Genomic DNA, 20142 nt, shown 5'->3' on the forward strand with positions numbered 1-20142 from the left:
CGGCAGGGCCTTGCACGCGCCCTCGGCGGCGGCCGATGCCCTGCATCGAATCCGTCCGACAGCCACGGGGTGCAGTCAGCGCGCCAATGGAGCTACCCCACACCCGCCAAGAGGAGGTAACCACCATGTCCCGCACCCACCGAACCCAGCCCGAAAAAATCCGTCCCCGCGACATCAAGCGCCGCCGCCAGTGGGAGGCCATGCAGCGGCCGGCGCGCGAGGCGCTGCTGTACCCGGAGCCGGAAGCGCCGCATTGGAAGCCAATGGGGTGAATGTGTGGGCTGGGTTTTTGGCCCGGCCAAAAGGTCTATCAGGTCAAACAATAGACAGCGGTGGTGAGCAAAAAGCACTTCAAGCAGCCGTCCTTGCCCTGCTTTGGCCTGATGCCCACCTGGTGGCGATGCAGGGCATTGCTCAGCGTGTAACGCTTGCCTCTGGCCCTCAAGATCCCATTCCCTTCGCCAGCGACTTGGCAACTACAAAGTCCGTGCAATGAGCCCCAGCTGAATCTCCGCCGCACCACCAAAGATGGTGAAGGCCCGGCTGTTGCAGTACTCGGGCACCAGCGTGCTGCATTGGGGGCTTGTAGCACCGGCCAGCACAGACTCGCTGTGCCAGCGCAGGCCGCTGCGCCCCAGAGCCTGGGCGCCCAGGGCACCGATGGCCTGCTTGAGGCGGCTGGCGCGCAATTTCAGGATGGACGCCACTGGCCCGGGGCTGGCCCCCGGCGCCAGCGACGCCATGCTGCGCACCTCCAGCCACTCGAAGGCATCGAGGTCGGCATTGAGTTCGCCGAAGGCCTGGCACAGCGGGCCCTCTTCTGGTGCCGCCGGCAGCACGCTGGCCACGCGCTTGAGCTGAGCGCGCAGCCGGGGGCTGAAGATGCCCGCCCCACGTTCGAATTCGAGCAGGTACTTGGCGCATTCCCAGCCCGCGTTTTCCTCGCCCACGCGCTGGGCCACGGGCACGCGGACGCTGTCGAAGTGCACCTCGTTCACATCGTGGTCGCCGCCGATGGTGGCAATGGGCCGCACGCTGATGCCCGCAGCGGCCATGTCGATCAGCAGGAATGAAATGCCTTCCTGCCGCCGCCCCTCACGGCTGGTGCGCACGAGCGCGAACATGCGGTTGGCATGGTGAGCGTGGGTGGTCCAAATCTTGGTGCCGTTAAGAACGTAGTCCTCGCCGTCGCGGTCCGCGCGCAGTTGCAGCGCGGCCAGGTCAGAGCCCGCGCCGGGCTCCGAGAAGCCCTGGCACCAGTAGTCCTGACCTGAGAGGATGCGCGGCAGGTGCTCGCGCTTTTGCGCCTCGGTGCCAAAGCGCAGCAGCACCGGACCCACCAGGCGCACGCCCATGGGGTGCACCAGCGGGGCGCCGGCCAGCGCGCACTCGGTCTCGAAGATGAAGCGCTGCAGCGCCGACCAACCCGTTCCGCCCCACTCCACCGGCCACAGGGGCACCAGCCAACCGCGCGCCTGCAGCAGCTTCTGCCAGGGGCCGGAGATGTGCGGCTCGGGGTACATGGCCGTGGTACGCGCCTGCCCCAGGCGCAGTTCGGGCGTGAGGTGTGTGGCCAGAAAGTCGCGCACCTCCTGGCGGAATGCCCGGTCCAGTGGGTCCAATGCCAAATCCATCAATGCTCTCCCAGTGTCTGGCTGTGGGTATGGCGCTGGGAATCAAGGGCGTGGCGCCCCAGCCAGCGGGCGTGGGTGTCGGCGCTGCCGTCCTCGGCCTCGAAGGCGAGCAGGCAGCGGAAGCTGGCCGCAATCGGCAACTCCTCGCACACGCCCATGGCGCCGTGCAGTTGCACGCACTCGCGCGCCACAAAGCCTGCCGCGCGCACCACCTTGCTGCGCACGGCGGCAGCCACTGCGTGCAGGACCTCACCGCGGGCCAACTCCAGGCGCATGGCGGCCAGCTCGCAGGCTGCCTGTGCCTCTGTGCAGAGCACCGCCATCTCGGCGATGCGGTGCTGCACCACCTGGAACTGCGCCAGCGCCTGGCCGAACTGCTGGCGATCGGCCGTGTAGCGCCGGGTCTGTGCCAGCGCCGCCTGCATGGTGCCCGTGGCCTGCCAGCAGGCTGCCACCATGCCGAACGCCAGCACCTCGTCGAGCGCGGCGCTGGCGCCCTGTTCACCGACCAAGGACTCTGTCGGCACCCATGCGGTATCGAAGTACAGGTCGGCCGCCAGCGCGCCGTCGCTGGTCTCATAGGCATCCACGCGCACACCGGGCAGACCGGCGGGCACCCGCAACAGCAGCGGCCCGCCATCACCGCCACTGGCGGACACGAGCCAGTGCGCGGCGCCACCGGCCCCGCGCACGGCCTGCTTCATGCCGCGCAGCATCCAGCCCTCGCCTTGGCGCATCGCAGTGCAGGCGCGCGGCGCAAACGGTGTGGCGTCGCCCGGCTCGGCATGGGCCCAGGCCAGGCGCTCGTGCCCGGCCACCAGGGCCGGCAGCCAGGCAGCACGCTGCGCCGGTGTAGCGCAGCGGTCCAGCGCCCGCAGTGCCAGCGCCACCTGGGCCACGTAGGGCTCCACCACGAGGTGTGCGCCCAGGGCCTGGGCCAGCAGGCCCACCGTGAGGGCTTCACCCTCCAGGCCGCCCACGTCCTCTGCCAGGGGCAGGGCCAGCCAGCCCAGCTCGGCAAAGGCCTGCCACGCCTGCGGGTGTCCCCCCTCGCGGTGCACGCCCGACGCGCGCTGGTGAAAGCCGTAGTTCTCGCGCAGCCAGTGCAGGGCACTGTCCTGCACCAGCTGCTGCTGTTCGGTGATCGCAAAGCGCATGGGATCAATCCGCCTTGATGCTGGCTTTCTTGATCACGCGCGCCCACTGGTCCACATCGCGGCGGATGAAGCTGGCGAACTCGGCCGGCGTGTTGCCGATGATGTCCAGCCCCCAGCCCTTGAAGCGCTCGCGGACATCAGGCTCCTTGAGGATGGCGGCGATCTCGCGGTGCAGCCGGTCCACTACGGGCGCGGGCGTTCCAGCCGGCGCCACCAGGCCGAGCCAGGGCATGGCCTCGTAGCCCGGCACGCCGGATTCGGCCACCGTGGGCAGCTCGGGGATGGATTCGGAGCGCTTGGCGGTGGTCACGGCCAGCACGCGCAGCTTGTCGGCCTTGATGAAGGGGCCGGAGGAACCCAGCGCGTCGAACATCACGTTCACCTCCCCGGCCACCAGGTCGGTCAGCGCCGGCCCGCTGCCTTTGTACGGTATGTGCACCATGTAGACATTGGCCATGCTCTTGAACAGCTCGCCCTCCAGGTGGGTGGAGGTGCCGGCCCCGGTGGAGCTGTAGTTGAGCTTGCCCGGGTGGGCGCGTGCGTACTCGACCAGGTCCTTGACCGACTTCACGGGCAGGGACGGGTTGACCACCAGCACATGCACCACCGATGCGACCTGGGTCACGGGCGTGAAGCTTTTGATCGCGTCGTAGTTGACCTTGCTGAAGATCAGCGGCGCTGTGCCCAGCGAGGACGCGGCCAGCAGCACGGTGTAGCCGTCGGCCGGCGCCTTGGCCACCAGATCGGACGCCAGCACCGTGCCCGCGCCCGGCTTGTTGTCCACGATCACCGGCTGCCCCAGGCGCGGCCCGAGCTTGTCGGCCAGCGCCCGCGCCAGCAGGTCGGTGACGCCTCCCGGCGGGAACGGCAGCACCATGCGGATGGGCTTGTTCGGGTAGCCGTCCTGCGCCAGGGCCGGGGCGGTCGCCGCAAGCGCGGCGGTTGCTGCCAGCGCGCAAGCGATCTTGGTGAAGAGGGATGCCATGCTTGTCTCCTTGTGAAATGCCTGTCCGGTCAGTCCTGGACGACGACCAGCGCGTCCAGCGCGAAAGCGCCCTGTCCCTGCGCGCGCACCTGCAGGGGGTTGATCTCGATCTCCCGCACCTGTGGGCCCAGGGCGGCCTGTGCGCGCGACAGCGCCGCAATGCCTTCGCATGCACCGGCCACATCGGCCAGGGGACGGCCACGAAAGCCGTCCAGCAGCGGCCAGGCGCGCAGCTCGCGCAGCATGGTTTGCACCATGGCAGCGTCCACGGGCAGCAGCCGATGGCTGGCGTCGCGGTACAGCTCGGTCAGCACGCCGCCCAGGCCGACAGTGAGCGCGGGGCCGAACACCGGGTCGTGCGTGATGCCTGCGATCAGCTCGGCCACGCCGCCGCTGGCCATGGGCTGCACGAGGAAGCCGTCGATGCGCGCTGCGGGGCTGTGTCGCTGCACATTGGCGAGCATGTCCTCGCAGTGCCTGCGCAACGCCTGCGCGTCGGCCACGTTCAGGCGCACGCCGCCGACCTCGGTCTTGTGGGCGATGTCGGCGCTCAGGATCTTCAGGGCCACGGGGTAGCCCAGTTGCCCTGCCGCGTGCACCGCCTCGTCGGCATCCCGGGCCGGCAGGCCCTGCAGCGACGGCACACCGTAGCCCGCCAGCAGCAGCTTGGTGGCATGCTCGTTGAGCGCCGCGGGCAGCACCGGTGGCGTGCCCGACTCCACCGCCTGCGCCTGGCGCAGCGCCGCCCAGCGGGCCACCGCCTCATGGCGCGCCAGCCATTGGCAAAATGGTGCCAGCGCCTGCGTGGCGCGGCCGATGTCGTCGAAAACCGGCACGCCCGCCTGTGCGAGCTGGTCCCGGCACGTGGCGGCACCGGTGTCAATGGCCACGACGAGCTTGTTCCACTGGCCACAGACCTCCACCAGCGGCTCGGCCATGCGGTCGAGCAGGTAGCCCGGCGCATAGACCACGACGGTATCGACCTGATCCGACTGCGCCAGCGCCCCCAGGATGGTGCGCACGAACTGCGGCGAGTTGACCACGTTGCCCGTCACGTCCACCGGGTTGGAGACCATGCCGTAGTCCGGGATGCCCTCGCGCAGGGTACGCTGCAGGTCGTCGCTGAGCGTAGGCACCTCCAGCCCCGCACCGATGAACTTGTCGGCCAGGATGGCCCCGAGCGCCCCCGACATGGTGACGATTGCCACGCGCGGCCCGCCCTGGCGTGCACGAAAGCCGCTGAGGTAGGCCAGGTCGGCCATCTGGGCGAAGTCCGTGCCGCGGATCACGTTGAGCTGCTCGAAGGCCGCCTTGTACAGCGCCAGATCGCCGGCCAGCGCGCTGGTGTGCGAGCGCACTGCCTCGGAGCCCTTGTCCGTCTCGCCCGCTTTGTACAGGATGAGCGGCTTGCGCTTGCGCGCGAAGGCCAGCGCGGCGTCGATGAAGCGAGGCCCGTTGCGCAACTGCTCCACATAGCCGACCACGCACTCGGTGGCGTCGTCCTGCGCCAGGTACTCCAGGTATTCGGAAAACTCCACGCAGGCCTCGTTGCCGGTGTTGATGAAGTGGCTGACCGGAACCCCCAGGCGGCGCGCCAGCGCGAACACGGCCGAGCAGACATTGCCGCTTTGCGTGACGATGCTGGCCCGCCCGGGCCCCGTCTGCAGCGGCACGTTCTTGAACACCGAGGCGAAGGCCGTGTAGGCATGCAGGTTCAGGTTGGCAAAGCCCATGCAGTTGGGGCCGGCCACCACCATGCCGCTGCGCTGCGCAAACGCCTCCAGCGTGCGCTGCAGGGTTAGGCCCTCGCCCGCCGCCTCGGCAAAGCCGGCGGCGTAGACGATGGCAGCGGGTATGCCCCGGGCGTGGCAGCGCTCCAGCATGGCCGTGACCTCGGGGGCGGCGATGGCCAGCACCACCAGGTCGCAGGCCTCGGGCAGGGATTCGATGTCCGGGTAGCAGCGATAGCCGAACACCTCTTCATACTTGGGGTTGACCGGGTAGACCGCACCCGCAAAGGCGAAGTGGCGCAGCAGATCGAGCGGCATGCCGCCTATGCGGCCCGGGTTGTCGCTGGCGCCGACCAGGGCGATGGAGCGCGGGGCCAGCAGGGGTTGCAGGCGATGTGGCAGGTGCGGGCCCGTCGTCATGCGCGGGCCCCCTTGGCGATGGCGCTGGCCAGGCCCGCCTCCTTGGTCTGGCGGTACTCTTCGCTCACATGGCTGAGCTGGTGCAGGTCAAAGTGGGCTGACAACGCCTCGCGCATGCCGCGCACGTCGACCGAGCGGTTGAGCGATTTCTTGAGCACGCGCAGCGCAAATGGCGGCGCCTGGGCGATACGCTGCGCCAGCGCCAGGGTCTGCGCCTCCAGCTCTGCCGTGGGCACCACGCGGTTCACAAAGCCCGCTTCGCGTGCCTGCTGCGCGCTCCAGCGCGCGCCGGTGAACAGAAATTCCTTGGCCTGGCGCAAGCCCATCACCCAAGGGTGGATCAGCACCTCGGTGGCCGCAGCGCCCATGGTGTGCGTGACGGGGTCGGAGAAGAAGGCGTCTTCGGCCGCCACCACCAGGTCGCACATGTTGGCAAGCATGAAGCCCGCCGCCACGCAGGCACCCTGCACCTGCACCACCGTGGGCTTGGGAAAGTCCCAGATGCGCATGCAGTAGCCGTAGTAATGCTTTTCCTCGTAGGCCCAGCGCTGCTCCACGGTGAACTCGGCGCGTTCGGCCTGGGCCTGCTTGAGGTCATGACCGGCGGAGAAATGCCCGCCCCGGGCGGCCAGCACCACCACGCGGACGTCGGGGTCGTTCTCGGCCTGGGTGAAGGCCTGGTCCAGGGCCTCCAGCATCTGCTGGCTCTGCGCGTTTCGCGCCTCGGGCCGATTCAGCCAGATGCGGCGCACGGCGCCCAGGGTTTCGGTGGTGATGGGCTCGGGCGATGGGTTCATGGTGTGTGCGGGTGTGTCCTTGGCAATGAAGCAATGGTCCGGCAACAATGTCCACATGACAAACAGCAACCGAGAACAATCCCACATCGTGAGCAAACCTGTGGAAACCCCGGGGGCGCAGAACATGCGCCGCGCCCTGCAGATCCTGCGGGTGCTGGGCGAGCACCACGAGCAAGGCATGGCCGTGAGCGAGGTGGTGGCGGCCACGGGGCTTGAGCGCTCCACCGCGCACCGCCTCATGACCTGCCTGGTAGAGGAGCACTTCGCCGACCGCAACCCACTCACGCGCCGCTACAGCCTGGGCCTGGAGGTGATGCGCCTGGGTTTTGCCTCGCTGAGCCGGGCGCCGCTGGTGGCCACCTACGGCGGCCTGATGCGCCGGCTGGCCCGCATTTCGGAAGACACCGTGTTCCTGCTGGTGCGCCAGGGCGACTACACGGTCTGCCTGCAGCGTGAGGATGGGGCTTTTCCGGTCAAGATCTTCAGCACGCGCGTGGGCGACATCCGGCCCCTGGGCATTGGCGTGGGCGGCATGGCCTTGTTGGCCAGCGCGGGTGCGCAAGACATCGCGCGCATCCGCAGCCAGCACGCTCCTGCCTTCGATGCGGCGGGTCTCACCTCGGAGCGCTTTGGCAAGGTGGTGGCCAAGACCCAGAAACAGGGCTATGCCGAGATGGTGGACACCGTGACGCAGGGAGTGGCAGGCGTGGGCGCCACCATCCCAGACCCGGGCGGCGTGCCGTTTGCGGCCATTTCCATCGCGGCCATCAAGCCGCGGATGACGCCTTCTCGTCGTAACGAACTGGGGCAGATGCTTGTCCAGATGTTGAACGAGACGGCCCAAATGGGTAACAAGGGACCATAAATGCGATCTTGCCGGTTGCGACTGCCGCAGCGCTGGCATGCATCGCCCCCCCGACTACAGCCCCCCACGAATGCGAGAATCCCCCAGCCCACCAAGCCCGCCCCCGGCAAACTCCACATCCCCATGCACTCCCCCACCCTGCACCCGCCCACCAACAACCTGCTGCGCGCCCTGGCCCTGCTCCTGGCCGCCGCCCTGGCATGGCTGGCCCTGCCCGCCCAGGCCGCACCACCCAAGGCCTACAGCAAAAACGGTGTCAGCTTCCAGCACCCCGCCACCTGGAAGGTGATGACCGACGAGATCGAGAAAGACGGCGCCGGCATGCGCAGCATCGACCTCGAAGGCCCCGGCGACGCGATCATCAGCCTGATGTTCATCCCCTTCCTGTCGGGCCAGAACATCGAGACCCTGGCCACGCGCGCCGCTGAGCACCGCGCGCAGATGGACAAGGGCGCTGCGGCCAAGGAGGGCCCGGACAAGATCACCCCCACGGGCCTGGCCTCCAGCGCCATCACCCGGCGCGTGGGCGGCAAGGAAATCAAGGGCGTGCTGCAGCGCTTCGGCTACACCTCCGGGGGCGAAACCGTGCAGCTCGAGGCACGCTTTTTCTCCATGGACTTCGGCGATGCCAGCAGCGCCAACCTCATGACCCAATCCATGGCCGAAGATACCAAGCAGGTGGACTCCGCCCTGGGCCTGGTGATGGACACGCTGCGCTACCGCGCCAAGCGGTAGGCAGGTCCTGCCCCTTCCCGACCTCCCCTCTTCTCCCTCACCCATGCACCGCACCATGCACCTCTGCGCAACCCCGCTCCCCACCATCCGCGCAGCCACACGCCGCAGCGTCACCACCGCAGCCCTAGGCCTCATGATGATGATGATGATGACGCTGCTGCTGGCCGGCCTGGCCCAGCCCGCCCTGGCCGCGCCCAACACCACCTACAGCAAGGACGGCGTGAGCTTCGAGCACCCCGCCGGCTGGAAGGTGACCGAGGACTCGGTCGCCCAGGACGAAACCCGCCTGCGCAGCATTGACCTCGAAGGGCCCGACGAGGCCGTCGTCACCTTCATGTTCAGCCCCTTCCTGAAGGACCAGAACATCGAGGCCTTCGCAGCCAACACGGCGAAGAACCGCGCCGAATCCGCAAAAAATGCCAGCGCAGTCGCGCAGCAACTGCGCTTTGGCCCCGTGGCCTCTGCGCCCCTCACCCGCAAAGTGGCAGGCCAGGAGAGCAAGGGCGTCTCGCAGCGCTTCGAGATCAGCCTGCAGGGCCTGAAGCTGCCGCACGAGGCGCGCTTCTTCAAGGCCAACCTGGGCGAGACCACCGCCATCATCATGACCCAGGTGGCCGACGAATCCGCCAAGGCCGTGGAGCCCGGCTTTGCGCTGGCGATCGATACGCTGCGCTACCGCGGCATCGGCAAGCGCTGACTGTTGACCACGGCGCAGCCGCCCGTCACAGTGGGCGCGCCTCCACAAGCGTGAATCCATTCTCGGCCGCCCATTCGCGCAAGGCCTGCTCGGTGGCAGCGGCCTCGAAGTCGTACCAGGCCTGCAGCAGGCCATGGTCCTCCAGCAGACGCTTGAACCGGCCATAGGCGCCCGCCCGCTCGAAACAGCGGTACACCCGCTCGGCCAGTTGCGGCGCCTGCTCCTCCGCGAAGCGCAAGGCCAGGCGCCGTCCCAGTCCCAACCCCGCTGGGTCCGGCACGGCAAGGTACAGCGACCCATCCTCCAGGTCGTCGGGTACCGGGTCGTCTTCGTCTTCCCAGTCCCCGCCGACCCACCAGATTTTTCCGGTCATGCGGTCGACAAAGGCAGCGTTCTCGAGCGGCCCCGTGGCACTGCTCCACTGGAAGGCGTCGATGAGTTCAGAGAGCTGCACCAGGGTGGTCATGGCAATCTCCAAGGTGGCTACAGGTCAGGCGACGGTCAGGCCCTGTCGTGGAAGCACGTGCGCCCGGCAAAGGTCCGCTGCAGCGCCACGCGCAACGCGTGGAGCTGGGCATCGGCCAAGTCAAAGCGCACTTCGAGCAGGCCTTCATTGTCCATCTCCTGGGCGGCCTGCGCATCCATCTGCACCCTCACATGGTCTCGGTGCAGGTCGAACGACAGAATGTGGCCGTACCACGACCAACCTTGGCCGCAGTACTCGATGTAGGGCTGGTCCATGCCCAACTCGACGTCCTGTTCGTCGTATTCGTCCTGGTGCTGCAGCATCAGGTAGGCATCCTCGTCCTCGGTGGACGGCGCCCCGAGCGTGACGATGAGCAGCCCATCGTCCTCCACGGCAGCAAAAGCATCTGCGGCAACGCCTGCGGGCATTAACACCCCTCCCACTGTTCAGCCGGACACCCCGGCAGCCACAGGGCCCACAGGTACCAGGCTTTTGCAGGCGCCCACTACATACGCCACAGCCGAGCCCAAGCAGGCCAGCGCTGGGGCTTTCTGCGGCCTGCGCACGGATAGTCGCGAAATCCCTAAACTCCAGTTTAAGTTTATCTTGACAGAGTTTAGATAAAACTAAACAATAGACCCCATGGCAGCCCCTGCGCACTGCGGCGCCAACCGATCTGATCCATTCATCCGTTCATTCATCCATCCACCGTCCGCACGCGCCAAGGGCTGCCGCCTTCTCCTCTCCCTCCGTCCCATGCCATCCGGTCACAGACCGAATGGGCTGCCCCTCTGCCGGGAGCACCGCACCATGCAAACCGCCTTGTACCCTGCTACCGCCGCCGCACCGTATCGCCCACCTTTCGCCGCCCCGCCGACCACCGGGATGGACAAGGGCACGGACAGGGACAGGGCCCTGTTCTGCCGCAGCGCCAACGACCCGGTGCGCGACGCGGTCCACCACCACGAAGCGCGCGCTGCAGCGTCCGACGCGCAGTACGCCGCCGAAGACGCCGCCCACCGCGAAACCCTGGCCTTTGCGCGTGGCGGCGACTACGCGCGCCTGCTGTCTGCGATGGACTACCGCGACAACGACACCCGCGCCATGCACGCCCTCGTCAATTGCGCCCAGCAGGGCCATGCACTCGCGCGCGAGGCCATCGAGGTGCTGGCCCGCACCTGGGCCGAAACGCATACCGAGGCCGTGTGATGGAAGGGCCGAAAATGCAGGGCCCCAGGCGCGCCGTCACGCCTGCCAACGCCGTTTTGGTGCTCGGCGCACTGGCGGTCGGGTGCACGCTGCTGTGGGCAATGCACGAGGACACACAGCACGCAGTGCGGCGCGAGCGCCTGGAGCAGCAGGCGGTAGTGGGTCAGCCGCCACAGCCCAGCGCGGAACAGCGCCGGCACATGGCCGCGCAGTTCGTGTGCGGGCATGGGGTGGCTTACGAGTGGGTGAATGCGAACACGGTGGAGTGCCATCGCGAGCCTGGACCGAATTTGGCGCTGGGGCGATGAGCCCCCTGCCCTGCCCCTGGCTGTGGTCATTCCGATGCCCGGCTGAGGCCGCCAACCACGTCAGCCGTCGGGCCCCCTGGCCCGGATGCGCACGAAGCGCACGCGCTTGGAACTCTGTGGCAGCAGGTACCACCGGATGAGGAGGACGCTCGTGGCAAAACAGGCGTTGGTGCTGGCCCTGTCCATCATCTGCTGCTCCACTTCATCGAGCTCTTCCCGCGACGGCCACAGGTGCACGAACCGCACCTCGATCTCGCCCGGCCGCTCGACGACATCACGGATATCCAGGTAGGTGCACTGGACACCGTAGCCGCGCGAGACGCCGATCACCATGTGGCGGCTGAAATCCACCATGGGCCGGCCGTCGCGCGGGCGCACTTCGTTGCGCGGGTCGGTACTGCGCCCCTGGCTCCACGCCTGCTCCCACTGGGCCTCGGTGCGCGCCACGTACTCGGCATGGGGCCATACCTTTTCGCCGTGGAACTCCATCGGCAGGCGCAAGGCCTCCAGGGGACCTTCGTGCACCGGGTGCACGCCGCGCCCGGGCAAGGCACCGCAGCCTGCCAGCAGGCCGCATCCAACCGCCAGTGCGGCCAGCGCTACCAGCCGCCGGGTGGGCTTGGTGGGTGGCGGCGCTTCTTGCCCGTTGTCGTACTTGGCCATCGGTTGATCAAAGCACGCGGACGCGCACCGAACAAGCCAGAAATTGCCCGCTGCCGTAACCCGAACGGGTGCTTTTCCTACGAGGCCGGGCCGCGTCGTTCGCGACCATTCACCACCAGCCCCCGAGATGCGTATCCCCTCCCCCCATGAAGGAGCCGCCATGCCACGCCGCCAGACAATCGCCCTCGCTGATCCCCACCCCATCATCGCCACGCGGGAGAGCGGCTTGGCCGAATGGATGCAATCGCTTGATTGCTCGGAAGCCGACCTCCTGGAAGCCATGTCCGCCGTCGGCAACTCCGCGCAGGCCGTGCGCAACTACCTGTACGGCGGCAAGGGGCCGTGGCAATGGGTGGCAGCCGCCACCTGACGCCAGCCGCCGCTTCCGCTCCCTGCGCTGCCCGGCGGGCCTGCTGGCATGGCCATCGGCCAGAATCGGCCCATGGCACAGCAACGCAAGGAGAACGCCCAGTGGCATACGAGCACCAATCGACTTCGGCAGACGGACGGTTCGCGCTCCAGGTCGACCCTTGGGAGGCGCGCAACTCCCACTGGGTGTTGACCCCGCAGGTGCGCGACCTGAACAGCGACCGGGTGCTCTTCAAACCTGTGGCCTCTTCCTGGTCCGCAGATGGCTCCACTTGGACAGGCAGCCAAGTGCGCATCGCCCTGCGCAAGTACCCGGGAGACCAACCACGCCCAAGCCTGGCGGCCTGGGTGGATTGCGAACGTGAAGTGGCCTGGATCGAAGGCAGCGAGACGCGCTTGGCGCTGGACCAGTTGGAGGCAGAACTGGAGCGCTCGTTGCTGGCCGGCAAGCCCGAACGCTAGTGTCCCGAGTTGGAAGTTCGTTGACGAGAGAATTCTGCCGAAATCGCTGCCAGGTTAGGCGCAAAGCACAGCCATGCTGGGAGCATGCCGAGCATTTGCAACGACGCATGGCGGGGATTGTCGGTAGATTTATTCAACGAATTTCTAACTCGGGACACTAGGCCTTCACATGCCGCCGGGGGTGAATGCGCGCCGCGAAAATGGCGTACACGGCGAGGCCGATCGCCATCCACGCACCCCAGCGCGGCGCCCCCAGGCCCAGCAGCGCATACGCCACGCACAAGCCGACGACACCGCCCTGGATCACGTAGGCCAGGATCTGGCCCAGGTCGGGCCCATCCGTCCTGCGGCCCCAGAAGTAGGCAAAGATGATGGGCAGGGGCATGAGGATCAGCACTGCCAGCCCCGCGCCCTGGCAGTCGCCCCGGCAGCGGTCGCCGGCGTGGGCCACGGCCCCCAGGGCGTTCCAGACGATGAAGGCGAGGGTCAGGGCAAGGCGGCGCACGGGCATGTTTCCAGCAGATGGTGTGATCGGGTGCCCGCAGCTTGCGTCATTCACAAAGGTCGGCGTACCGTGGTTGGCGGGCTGGCAAGGATCTGGCACGCAGACTGACACCGGTATTTTCAGCCAGGCAGGCCAGCCCCAGTGGCGGGTGCAAGGCCGTGGAAACCGGCTTTTTTGCCTGAATCAGCGGGGAACTATCCGGCGGCGCAGGTGGCCATGCAAGCGCACGGCCGGGGCAAAATGGCCAGCCCACAAGGAGAACCCCCGTGAAAGTTCAAGGCCAATGCCATTGCGGCGCCATCGCGTACGAAGCCGAGGTTCAGCCGGGCAGCATGACCATCTGCCACTGCACGGACTGCCAGATCCACTCGGGCTCTGCCTTCCGCGCCAACATTTCCGCGCCTGCGGCCAGCTTTCGGCTGCTGCAGGGCACGCCCCGCACCTATGTGAAGACGGCAGACAGCGGCGCCCGGCGGCTGCTGGCCTTCTGCGAACACTGCGGCACGCCCCTGTATGCCTGCGCGGAGCAAGCGCCGACGGCCTATTCGCTGCGCACCGGGGTACTCAAACAGCGGGACGAGCTGGGCACGCCCCAGCGGCAGATATGGACGCAGCGGCGCCGCGCGTGGGTGGCGTTCTCGGAAAAGGTGGAAAGCTTTCCGGGGCAGCCAGGCTAGGGCACTGCCGGCCCCACCCCACCCCCCAACACCCGGTACACCACCGCCAGCGCATTGAGCTGCGCCAGACGGTTCTCCTCTACCGCCAGCTCCGCCGTGCGGCGCCGCTGCTGCGCGTCCAGCCAGGTGCGCAGGCCCGTGGAGCCGGCGCGGTAGCGCACCTCGTACAGGCGCTCGGCCTCGCGGGCGGCGGTCAGTTGCAGGGCCAGTTGTTCGCCCTGGCGCAGCAGCTGGGTGCGGGCCGAGAGGGCGTTCTCCACGTCGGCGAAGGCGGTGTACAAGGCCTGGCGGAAGTTGGTGACCGCCTCCTCGTACTGTGCAGTGGCCAGTTGGCCCGAAAGCTTCATCTCCTGTGCACGCAAAAAGGGCAGGCTCAGGCCCGCGCCCAGGCTGGCCACGGGGTTGGAGAGCAGGCGCAGCAGCGAGGTGCTCGACGTGCCCAGCTCGCCCGTGAGGCTGAGCGCGGGGTAGTAGCTGGCGCGGGTGGCGTCGCCGCTGGCCAGCACATTGCGCAGGCGGGCCTCGGCGGCGCGCAGGTCGGGGCGGCGGGCCAGCAGCTCGGCGGGGGCGCCTGCGGCCACGGCGGGCAAGGCGGCTTCGGGCAGGCGCTGGGGCTCGGCGGGCAGCACCTCGGCCAGCGTGGTGGCGCCGGGGGGCGCGTTCATCAGCACGGCGATGGCGTTGCGCGTTTCCACGCGCTGCTGCTCCAGCTGGGCCAGGGCGGCGCGCTGGCTGGCCACCGTCTGCTCGGCCTCGCGCAGCTCCAGCGCCGACACCGCGCCCGCGTCGTACTGCGCGCGCACCAGTTCCTGCGTGCGCAGGGCATAGGCCAGGCTGTCGCCGCCGCTGCCCACGCGCTGGTTCAGGTAGGCCAGTTGCCAGTACAGCCCTGCGGCCGTGCCGGCCAGGGCCTGGGCGGCGGCCTCGCGGTCCTCGGCACTGGCGCGGGCGGCCCATTCGGCCGCATCGCGCGTGCTGGCCACGCGGCCCCACAGGTCCACCTCGTAGCTGGCCGACAGCGATGCGCCGCTGCTGCGCGCCGTGGCGTTGCTGCCGCCTTCGAGCCGGCGCGATGCACTGCTGGACAGGCGCCCCGCCACCGTGGGGGCCAGCGCCGTGGCGGCAATGCCGGCCTGCAGCTGCGCCTGGCGTACGCGCAGCGCGGCGGCGGCCAGGTCGTTGTTGCGGGCCAGGGCGGATTCGACCACCTGGCTCAGCGCGGGGTCGCCGAACTGGCGCCACCACTGGTCGGGCAGTTGGGCAGTGGCTGACGCCGAAGGCTGTTGCTGCTGCCAGGCGGCAGGCACGGTGGCACCCGGCGCCTGGTAGGCCGTGCGCGTGCCGGCGCAGCCAGCCAGCAGCAGGGCCAGCGCCAGGGGAACCAGGGCGAAGGAGTAGTTTTTGATGGTCGTCACGTGCAGTCGGTCCTTCATGTTCATCAGTCGCGTGCAAGCGCATCGATGGGGTTGAGGCGCGCCGCGCTGCGCGCCGGCAGGAAGCCGAAGACCACGCCGATCAGCGTGGAACAGGCGAACGCCCACACCATGGAGCTCACGGAGAACGCCAGCGGCACGACCGGCGCCACGCTGGTGATCAACGCGCCCAGGCCCAGCGCGATGGCGATGCCCAGGCCACCGCCCAGCAGGCACACCAGCACCGCCTCGATGAGGAACTGCTGCTGGATGTCGCCCTGGCGCGCGCCCACGGCCATGCGCACGCCGATCTCGCGGGTGCGCTCGGTCACCGACACGAGCATGATGTTCATCACCCCGATGCCGCCCACCATGAGCGAGATGACGGCGATGGACGCGACCAGCAGGGTCAGCGTCTGCGTGGTGGTCTCGATGGTCTGGCGGATGCTGTCGGTGTTCAGCACATAAAAGTCCTCGCGGCCGTGGCGTGTCTTGAGCAGCTGATTGATGCCCTGCTCCGCCGCGGCCATGGGGGCGGTGTCGGCCACGCGCACGGTGATGCTGCGCAGGTAGTTCTGCCCCACGATGCGGCCCATGGCCGTGGTGTAGGGCACCCACACATTCAGCGCCTCGCTGTTGCCGAAGGCGTTGTCGCTCTTGGCGGCCACGCCGATCACGCGCACCGGCACGCTGCCCAGCAGCACCACCTCGCCCACCGGATTGGGCAGGTTGGGGAACAGCTTGGCGCGGGTGTTGTCGTCGATCACCGCGACCTGCTGGCGCTCCTGCACGGCGCTGGCGTCAAACACCGTGCCCTGCGCCAGCTTCACCGCCTTCACGCGAAAGTACTGCTCGCCCACGCCGTTGACCGTGCCGGTCAGCTCCACGTTGCGCCAGCGCAGCCGCGCCGCGGCGTTGAGGTTGGGCGTGACGCTGTCCACATACGGCTGGGCGGCCAGGGCGTCGGCATCGGCCGGCACCAGGGTGCGCACGGCGGCAGAGCGCACGTCGCCGAAGCCCGAGCCCGAGAACACCTCGATGGTGTTGGTGCCGATGGCGCTGATGTCAGCCAGCACCTTCTTTTGCGTGCCCGCGCCCAGCGCCACCACCGACACCACCGAGGCGATACCGATGACGATGCCCAGCATGGTCAGGAAGGTGCGCAGCCGGTGCGCGTTCATGGCCAAGAGCGCCATGTGGAAGGCCTCGCGAAAGCGGTCGCCAAAGGCCGACAGCCGCGCAACAAGCCCTGTGGGAGCGCGGCTGGAGGGCCGGCCGGCGCCGGTGCCGGGCGTAGGCGCACCCTCGCGCCGCGTGTCGCCCACGATGGCACCGTCGCGGATTTCGATCACGCGCTGCGCGTGCGCAGCCACGCCCATGTCGTGCGTGACAATGATGATGGTGTGGCCCTCGGCGTGCAGCTCTTCCAGGATCTTCATCACCTCGGCGCCGGAGTGCGTGTCCAGCGCGCCGGTGGGCTCATCGGCCAGGATCACGCGGCCGCCGTTCATCAGCGCGCGGGCGATGGAGACGCGCTGCTGCTGCCCACCCGAGAGCTTGCCCGGTGTGTGGTGCATGCGGTCGGCCATGCCCAGGCGCGCCAGCAGCGCGGCCGAGCGATCGTGCCGCTGCGCGCGTGTGCGGCCCGCGTACACGGCCGGCACCTCCACATTGCCCTGTGCCGTGAGGTCCGACAGCAGGTGGTAGCGCTGAAAGATGAAGCCGAAGTGCTCGCGCCGCAGCTCGGCCAGCTCGTCGGGCGCCAGTTGCCCGGTCTCGCGCCCGTCCACGCGGTAGCTGCCGCGCGTGGGCGTGTCCAGACAACCCAGAATGTTCATCAGCGTGGACTTGCCCGAGCCCGACTGCCCGACGATGGCCACCATCTCGCCGGCGTGGATGGTCAGGTTCACGTCCTTGAGCACGGCCAACACCTGATCGCCGGCCGGGAACTCGCGCGTCACGCCGCGCAGGTCGAGCAGGGGCTGCGGTGCTGCTGTTGCTGTTGTTTCTGCCACCGCGCTGGTGTCGTGTGCCTTGCCCTGCATGGCCTGCATCACCCCGCTCACTGCCGTGGCGGGCCGCCGCGCATGCGGCCCGGGTTGGTGGCCGATGGGGCGCTGGCGCCATCGCCCAGCACCACCTTTTCGCCAGCGGCCAGGCCCTCGGTGACCTGGGCGTTGACGTTGTTGTTCAGGCCGATCTTCACCTGCCTCGGCGCGGCGTTGCCCTCGGCGTCGACCACGCGCACGGTGGTGGTGCCGTCGGCGTTGCGCGCACCCAGCGCGGCCGACGGGATGGTGACCACGCCCTTGGCCTCGGCCCGCACGATGTAGACCTGCGCCGTCATGGAGATGCGCAGCTTGCCGTCGGGGTTGGGCGCGTCGAACAGCCCGTTGTAGTAGATGGCGGTGGCCGTGGCGTTGCTGGTGGCAGCGGCGCTGGACTGGGACGACTCGTTGGCGATGGAATCGGGCGCGGGCTCCACCGCGCGCAGCGTGGCTTGGTAGCGCTGGTCAGGCTCGCCCAGGATGGTGAAGTACACCTTCTGCCCGGGCTTGACGCGGGTCACGTCGGCCTCGGAGATCTGGGCCTTGACGGTCATGGTGTCCACCTTGGCCAGCTTGATGATGGTGGGCGCGGCCTGGTTGGCGTTCACGGTCTGCCCCTCCTGCGCGACCAGGGCCACCACCTGGCCGTCGATGGGCGCGACGATGCGCGTGTAGCCCAGGTTCACCTTGGCCGTGTCGGCGGCAATGGCCGCCTGCTGCATCTGCGCCTTCAGGGCGTCGATGTCGGCCAGCGTGGTGCGCCAGGTGGCCTCGGCAGCCTCCAGGTCGGCCTGGGGGCCGGCATCGGCCGCGCGCAGCTGCTGCTGGCGCTTGTAGGCCAGCTCCACCTGCGACAGCGAGGCCTGGCGCGCACGCAGGTTGGCCTGCGCCGTGGCCAGCGCCGCCTCGGAATTGCGCACCGTGTTCTGCTGCGTCAGGGAGTCGATCTCGGCCACCAGTTGGCCGGCCTTCACGTTGTCGCCCAGCGCCACCTTCAGCGACTTGATCTGCCCCGACACCTGCGCGCCCACGCTCACCTGCTTGAAGGCCTGCAAGGTGCCGCTGGCCAGCACCGTGTCCTCCAGGTCGCCGGTGGCGGCTGTGGCGGTGATGAAGCTGTTGGCCGGCTTGGCAGGGAAGAACTGCCACTTCACAACAGCGCCGGCAGCGGCCAGCGCCAGCACGGCAAGGCCGATGCGCAAGGGTGTTTTCTTGGAAATGGGCATGGGAGAAAGTTGAAGGCTGTTCGGAAAAATGAGGGGTGACAGGGAAGCCGGTCAGCCGTTGATCGGCTGGCCAGGCGCCTGTTCAGCGGGTTGTCTGCGCACTCACCTCGGTGTGCGCCTGGCAGCTGCAGCGGGGGCTTTTTCTTTTGCCTTGGGGGCCGCTGCCTTGCGTGGCACCGGTGCCGGTGCCTGTGCCGGTAGTTTCTTGCGGGATGGCGGCACGGCGGCATCGCCGAACGGCCTTGCCGCCACCGGGTCGCAGAACGGCAGGTTGCTCACCGCGCGGATGGCCCGCGCCATCTGCGCGACCACCTGCTCCGTGGTGAAGGCCTGGCCATCGCACACCGCGGCGCGGCTGATGGCCTCGTCCACCGTGCGCACGGCGCCCATCACCGCGGCAGCGCACAGGCGCACCTCGAAATCATGGTGCGAACGGCCCAGCCGGTCGCCGATGAGGGCCGCCATCTCCCCTTCGCCATCGTGGTACGAATGCAGCCAGATGGAGCGCAGGTCGGGCTCATCAGGCAGCGCGGCAATCAGCCGCACCACCAGCACCATGTCCGCAATCTCCTCGGGCGTGTGCCGGTCCAGCGCGAACTGGTCGGCCAGGTGGGGCTCCAGTGCCAGGTGGCGCGGCCAGCAGCGCAGCTCGCGCGCAAAGCGTTGCCAGGTCTGCGCGAACAGGGGCTCGACACAGCTCTCCTTGTTGCGAAAGTACCGCCACACCGTGCGCTCCGAGATACCGGCCGCTGCAGCAATGTCGCCGCCGCTGGTGGCAGCCACGCCCTGGCCGGCGAACAGCCGGGCGGCTGTGCGGGCGACCATCATGCGGGAAGCTTCGGATCTGGAGAATGTCATTTACCGCCATTCTATTGGCAGTAAATGACAGCTCGGCCAGCAAGACCTCTGAAGGCACGGGGTTGAGGGGTGCGCGGGGACATGGCGACCGGGCGGGGCGGCACCCCATGGCCGTCGTCAGTCCGCCCCGGGCTTGTCCAGCAGTGTCCCGTCGATGGCCACCATCTTCCACGACAGCAGGCCATAGCGGTGGAAGACGAAGCCCACCTCGCGCCCCTCGGAGCTCACGTGCACGGTCGAGTAGTCGCGGTAGCTCACATGAAAGCGCGGCTTGTACTGGTTGCTGCCGTTGGTGCGCTCAGCGCCACCACCGCCCGTGGAGGATGGCGGTGCGGCCACCGGCGCCCCACCCGCAGGACTGCCGTGCAGCAGCCTCACCACGCCCGATGGGGAGACCATGGCGTCGACGGCCTGCGTGAGCATGCTCTTCACGAAGGTCTGCGCCAGGTTGGCGAAGACGTTGTCGGCCGGCACACCGCGGGTCTTCATCTCGGCGTCCATGCGCGCGGTCAGCAGCTCCTTGACCGAGTCGCGCAGCAGCACGAAGTCCACGTACTCGGACACCCTGGCCGCGTCCTTGTCGCGCACGGCGTTGGACAGGGAGTGCAGGGCCCAGTAGGGGGAGGCGTAGATGGCAGCGCCGGCTGCCACGGCGGCGGCGGCTGCGACGGCCAGGACTTTTTTCTTGCTGCTGCTTGTCGCGTTCGTCGTTGCGGTCATGTTGGTTGGTCCCTCGGTTTCGTTGTTGGTTGGCCCCTGGTTTCAACGCGCGGTGGGGTATGGGGGTTTACGTGTTCTGCGGCTTGCTTTCAGGACTAGGCACGTTCGTTGTTCGTGCCGGCTGCATGCCTGCATGGAGGGCGGAGGCCGGGGTGTGCGCCCGGCGGCGCACCTACCTTCTTTTGCTTCGTCAAAAGAA

General features: G+C 68.5%; 22 protein-coding genes. 8 read left to right on the forward strand and 14 right to left on the reverse strand.

The features are described from left to right. Positions 1–125 precede the first annotated feature (125 nt). Entirely contained in the window at positions 126–272 is a 147-nt protein-coding gene (locus tag ASE31_RS32200; protein ID WP_200961086.1) for a hypothetical protein, read from the forward strand. Positions 273–476: 204 nt separating this feature from the next. On the opposite strand, the gene ASE31_RS07135 is transcribed toward ASE31_RS32200, so the two are convergent. From ASE31_RS07135 to ASE31_RS07155, 5 genes are read right to left on the reverse strand one after another with little or no spacing between them, the layout of a single operon-like run. Beyond that, positions 477–1634: an acyl-CoA dehydrogenase family protein gene (locus ASE31_RS07135; RefSeq protein ID WP_057200868.1), complete on the reverse strand. Its 1158-nt coding sequence runs from the start codon at positions 1632–1634 to the stop codon at positions 477–479. Beyond that, entirely contained in the window at positions 1634–2791 is a 1158-nt protein-coding gene (locus tag ASE31_RS07140) for an acyl-CoA dehydrogenase family protein (protein ID WP_057200869.1), read from the reverse strand. The genes ASE31_RS07135 and ASE31_RS07140 overlap by 1 nt, the downstream gene beginning before the upstream one ends. A gap of 4 nt (positions 2792–2795) precedes the next feature. Next, positions 2796–3776: a tripartite tricarboxylate transporter substrate binding protein gene (locus tag ASE31_RS07145; RefSeq protein ID WP_057200870.1), complete on the reverse strand. Its 981-nt coding sequence runs from the start codon at positions 3774–3776 to the stop codon at positions 2796–2798. 29 nt (positions 3777–3805) lie between these two features. Then, the gene (locus ASE31_RS07150; RefSeq protein WP_057200871.1) at positions 3806–5926 is read right to left on the reverse strand and encodes an acetate--CoA ligase family protein; all 2121 of its coding nucleotides are present in this window, start codon (positions 5924–5926) and stop codon (positions 3806–3808) included. After that, a complete protein-coding gene (locus ASE31_RS07155; RefSeq protein WP_057200872.1) occupies positions 5923–6723 on the reverse strand; it encodes an enoyl-CoA hydratase in 801 nt (266 codons plus the stop codon). Before ASE31_RS07155 ends, ASE31_RS07150 begins: the two co-directional genes overlap by 4 nt. 88 nt (positions 6724–6811) lie before the next feature. On the opposite strand from ASE31_RS07155, the gene ASE31_RS07160 reads away from it, so the two are divergent. The 3 genes from ASE31_RS07160 (at position 6812) to ASE31_RS07170 (ending at position 9020) form a co-directional block, all read left to right on the forward strand. Further along, a complete protein-coding gene (locus tag ASE31_RS07160) occupies positions 6812–7588 on the forward strand; it encodes an IclR family transcriptional regulator (protein WP_235514327.1) in 777 nt (258 codons plus the stop codon). Positions 7589–7711: 123 nt separating this feature from the next. Then, positions 7712–8323, forward strand: a complete 612-nt coding sequence (locus ASE31_RS07165) for a hypothetical protein (protein WP_057200874.1) — start codon at positions 7712–7714, stop codon at positions 8321–8323. A gap of 55 nt (positions 8324–8378) precedes the next feature. Beyond that, the gene (locus tag ASE31_RS07170) at positions 8379–9020 is read left to right on the forward strand and encodes a hypothetical protein (protein ID WP_057200875.1); all 642 of its coding nucleotides are present in this window, start codon (positions 8379–8381) and stop codon (positions 9018–9020) included. A gap of 25 nt (positions 9021–9045) precedes the next feature. On the opposite strand, the gene ASE31_RS07175 is transcribed toward ASE31_RS07170, so the two are convergent. Both ASE31_RS07175 and ASE31_RS07180 read right to left on the reverse strand, forming a co-directional pair. Further along, the gene (locus tag ASE31_RS07175) at positions 9046–9486 is read right to left on the reverse strand and encodes a UPF0158 family protein (RefSeq protein ID WP_057200876.1); all 441 of its coding nucleotides are present in this window, start codon (positions 9484–9486) and stop codon (positions 9046–9048) included. Positions 9487–9521: 35 nt separating this feature from the next. Continuing rightward, a complete protein-coding gene (locus ASE31_RS07180) occupies positions 9522–9914 on the reverse strand; it encodes an Imm10 family immunity protein (RefSeq protein ID WP_057200877.1) in 393 nt (130 codons plus the stop codon). 382 nt (positions 9915–10296) lie between these two features. On the opposite strand from ASE31_RS07180, the gene ASE31_RS07185 reads away from it, so the two are divergent. Beyond that, a complete protein-coding gene (locus ASE31_RS07185) occupies positions 10297–10695 on the forward strand; it encodes a hypothetical protein (RefSeq protein ID WP_157412384.1) in 399 nt (132 codons plus the stop codon). 368 nt (positions 10696–11063) lie between these two features. On the opposite strand, the gene ASE31_RS07195 is transcribed toward ASE31_RS07185, so the two are convergent. Next, on the reverse strand, positions 11064–11666 hold the full coding sequence (locus ASE31_RS07195; protein WP_057200880.1) for a hypothetical protein: 603 nt from the start codon (positions 11664–11666) through the stop codon (positions 11064–11066). A gap of 160 nt (positions 11667–11826) precedes the next feature. Here ASE31_RS07195 and ASE31_RS07200 point away from each other — a divergent pair, with 160 nt between their 5' ends. Then, the gene (locus tag ASE31_RS07200; RefSeq protein ID WP_057200881.1) at positions 11827–12036 is read left to right on the forward strand and encodes a DUF3606 domain-containing protein; all 210 of its coding nucleotides are present in this window, start codon (positions 11827–11829) and stop codon (positions 12034–12036) included. A gap of 101 nt (positions 12037–12137) precedes the next feature. Beyond that, the gene (locus tag ASE31_RS07205; protein WP_057200882.1) at positions 12138–12497 is read left to right on the forward strand and encodes a hypothetical protein; all 360 of its coding nucleotides are present in this window, start codon (positions 12138–12140) and stop codon (positions 12495–12497) included. 157 nt (positions 12498–12654) lie between these two features. Here ASE31_RS07205 and ASE31_RS07210 read toward each other — a convergent pair whose 3' ends face one another. After that, the gene (locus tag ASE31_RS07210; RefSeq protein WP_157412385.1) at positions 12655–13002 is read right to left on the reverse strand and encodes a hypothetical protein; all 348 of its coding nucleotides are present in this window, start codon (positions 13000–13002) and stop codon (positions 12655–12657) included. 266 nt (positions 13003–13268) lie between these two features. On the opposite strand from ASE31_RS07210, the gene ASE31_RS07215 reads away from it, so the two are divergent. Further along, complete coding sequence (locus tag ASE31_RS07215) at positions 13269–13679, forward strand: GFA family protein (protein ID WP_057200884.1); 411 nt, start codon at positions 13269–13271, stop codon at positions 13677–13679. Here ASE31_RS07215 and ASE31_RS07220 read toward each other — a convergent pair. The 5 genes from ASE31_RS07220 to ASE31_RS07240 form a co-directional block, all read right to left on the reverse strand. Then, positions 13676–15094: an efflux transporter outer membrane subunit gene (locus ASE31_RS07220; RefSeq protein ID WP_235514328.1), complete on the reverse strand. Its 1419-nt coding sequence runs from the start codon at positions 15092–15094 to the stop codon at positions 13676–13678. The genes ASE31_RS07215 and ASE31_RS07220 overlap by 4 nt on opposite strands. 23 nt (positions 15095–15117) lie before the next feature. Further along, on the reverse strand, positions 15118–17136 hold the full coding sequence (locus ASE31_RS07225; RefSeq protein ID WP_082604064.1) for a MacB family efflux pump subunit: 2019 nt from the start codon (positions 17134–17136) through the stop codon (positions 15118–15120). Between the two features lie 17 nt (positions 17137–17153). After that, a complete protein-coding gene (locus ASE31_RS07230) occupies positions 17154–18365 on the reverse strand; it encodes an efflux RND transporter periplasmic adaptor subunit (RefSeq protein ID WP_057200885.1) in 1212 nt (403 codons plus the stop codon). 102 nt (positions 18366–18467) lie between these two features. After that, on the reverse strand, positions 18468–19223 hold the full coding sequence (locus tag ASE31_RS07235; protein ID WP_082604061.1) for a TetR/AcrR family transcriptional regulator: 756 nt from the start codon (positions 19221–19223) through the stop codon (positions 18468–18470). Positions 19224–19340: 117 nt separating this feature from the next. Beyond that, positions 19341–19943, reverse strand: a complete 603-nt coding sequence (locus ASE31_RS07240) for a DUF2939 domain-containing protein (RefSeq protein ID WP_057200887.1) — start codon at positions 19941–19943, stop codon at positions 19341–19343. Positions 19944–20142: the final 199 nt, after the last annotated feature.

The organism is Acidovorax sp. Root217 (assembly GCF_001428645.1).
Taxonomy (GTDB): Bacteria; Pseudomonadota; Gammaproteobacteria; order Burkholderiales; family Burkholderiaceae_C; genus Acidovorax.

Excerpts from the sequence above, each read along its gene's own strand:
- ASE31_RS07170 (WP_057200875.1), top strand. The coding sequence starts at position 8,379 with ATGCACCTCTGCGCAACCCCGCTCCCCACCATCCGCGCAGCCACACGC.
- ASE31_RS07155 (WP_057200872.1), bottom strand. The coding sequence starts at position 6,723 with ATGAACCCATCGCCCGAGCCCATCACCACCGAAACCCTGGGCGCCGTG.
- ASE31_RS07235 (WP_082604061.1), bottom strand. The coding sequence starts at position 19,223 with ATGACATTCTCCAGATCCGAAGCTTCCCGCATGATGGTCGCCCGCACA.
- ASE31_RS07230 (WP_057200885.1), bottom strand. The coding sequence starts at position 18,365 with ATGCCCATTTCCAAGAAAACACCCTTGCGCATCGGCCTTGCCGTGCTG.
- ASE31_RS07225 (WP_082604064.1), bottom strand. The coding sequence starts at position 17,136 with ATGCAGGGCAAGGCACACGACACCAGCGCGGTGGCAGAAACAACAGCA.
- ASE31_RS07145 (WP_057200870.1), bottom strand. The coding sequence starts at position 3,776 with ATGGCATCCCTCTTCACCAAGATCGCTTGCGCGCTGGCAGCAACCGCC.
- ASE31_RS07200 (WP_057200881.1), top strand. The coding sequence starts at position 11,827 with ATGCCACGCCGCCAGACAATCGCCCTCGCTGATCCCCACCCCATCATC.
- ASE31_RS07195 (WP_057200880.1), bottom strand. The coding sequence starts at position 11,666 with ATGGCCAAGTACGACAACGGGCAAGAAGCGCCGCCACCCACCAAGCCC.
- ASE31_RS07180 (WP_057200877.1), bottom strand. The coding sequence starts at position 9,914 with ATGCCCGCAGGCGTTGCCGCAGATGCTTTTGCTGCCGTGGAGGACGAT.
- ASE31_RS07175 (WP_057200876.1), bottom strand. The coding sequence starts at position 9,486 with ATGACCACCCTGGTGCAGCTCTCTGAACTCATCGACGCCTTCCAGTGG.
- ASE31_RS07135 (WP_057200868.1), bottom strand. The coding sequence starts at position 1,634 with ATGGATTTGGCATTGGACCCACTGGACCGGGCATTCCGCCAGGAGGTG.
- ASE31_RS07240 (WP_057200887.1), bottom strand. The coding sequence starts at position 19,943 with ATGACCGCAACGACGAACGCGACAAGCAGCAGCAAGAAAAAAGTCCTG.
- ASE31_RS32200 (WP_200961086.1), top strand. The coding sequence starts at position 126 with ATGTCCCGCACCCACCGAACCCAGCCCGAAAAAATCCGTCCCCGCGAC.
- ASE31_RS07185 (WP_157412384.1), top strand. The coding sequence starts at position 10,297 with ATGCAAACCGCCTTGTACCCTGCTACCGCCGCCGCACCGTATCGCCCA.
- ASE31_RS07140 (WP_057200869.1), bottom strand. The coding sequence starts at position 2,791 with ATGCGCTTTGCGATCACCGAACAGCAGCAGCTGGTGCAGGACAGTGCC.
- ASE31_RS07165 (WP_057200874.1), top strand. The coding sequence starts at position 7,712 with ATGCACTCCCCCACCCTGCACCCGCCCACCAACAACCTGCTGCGCGCC.
- ASE31_RS07150 (WP_057200871.1), bottom strand. The coding sequence starts at position 5,926 with ATGACGACGGGCCCGCACCTGCCACATCGCCTGCAACCCCTGCTGGCC.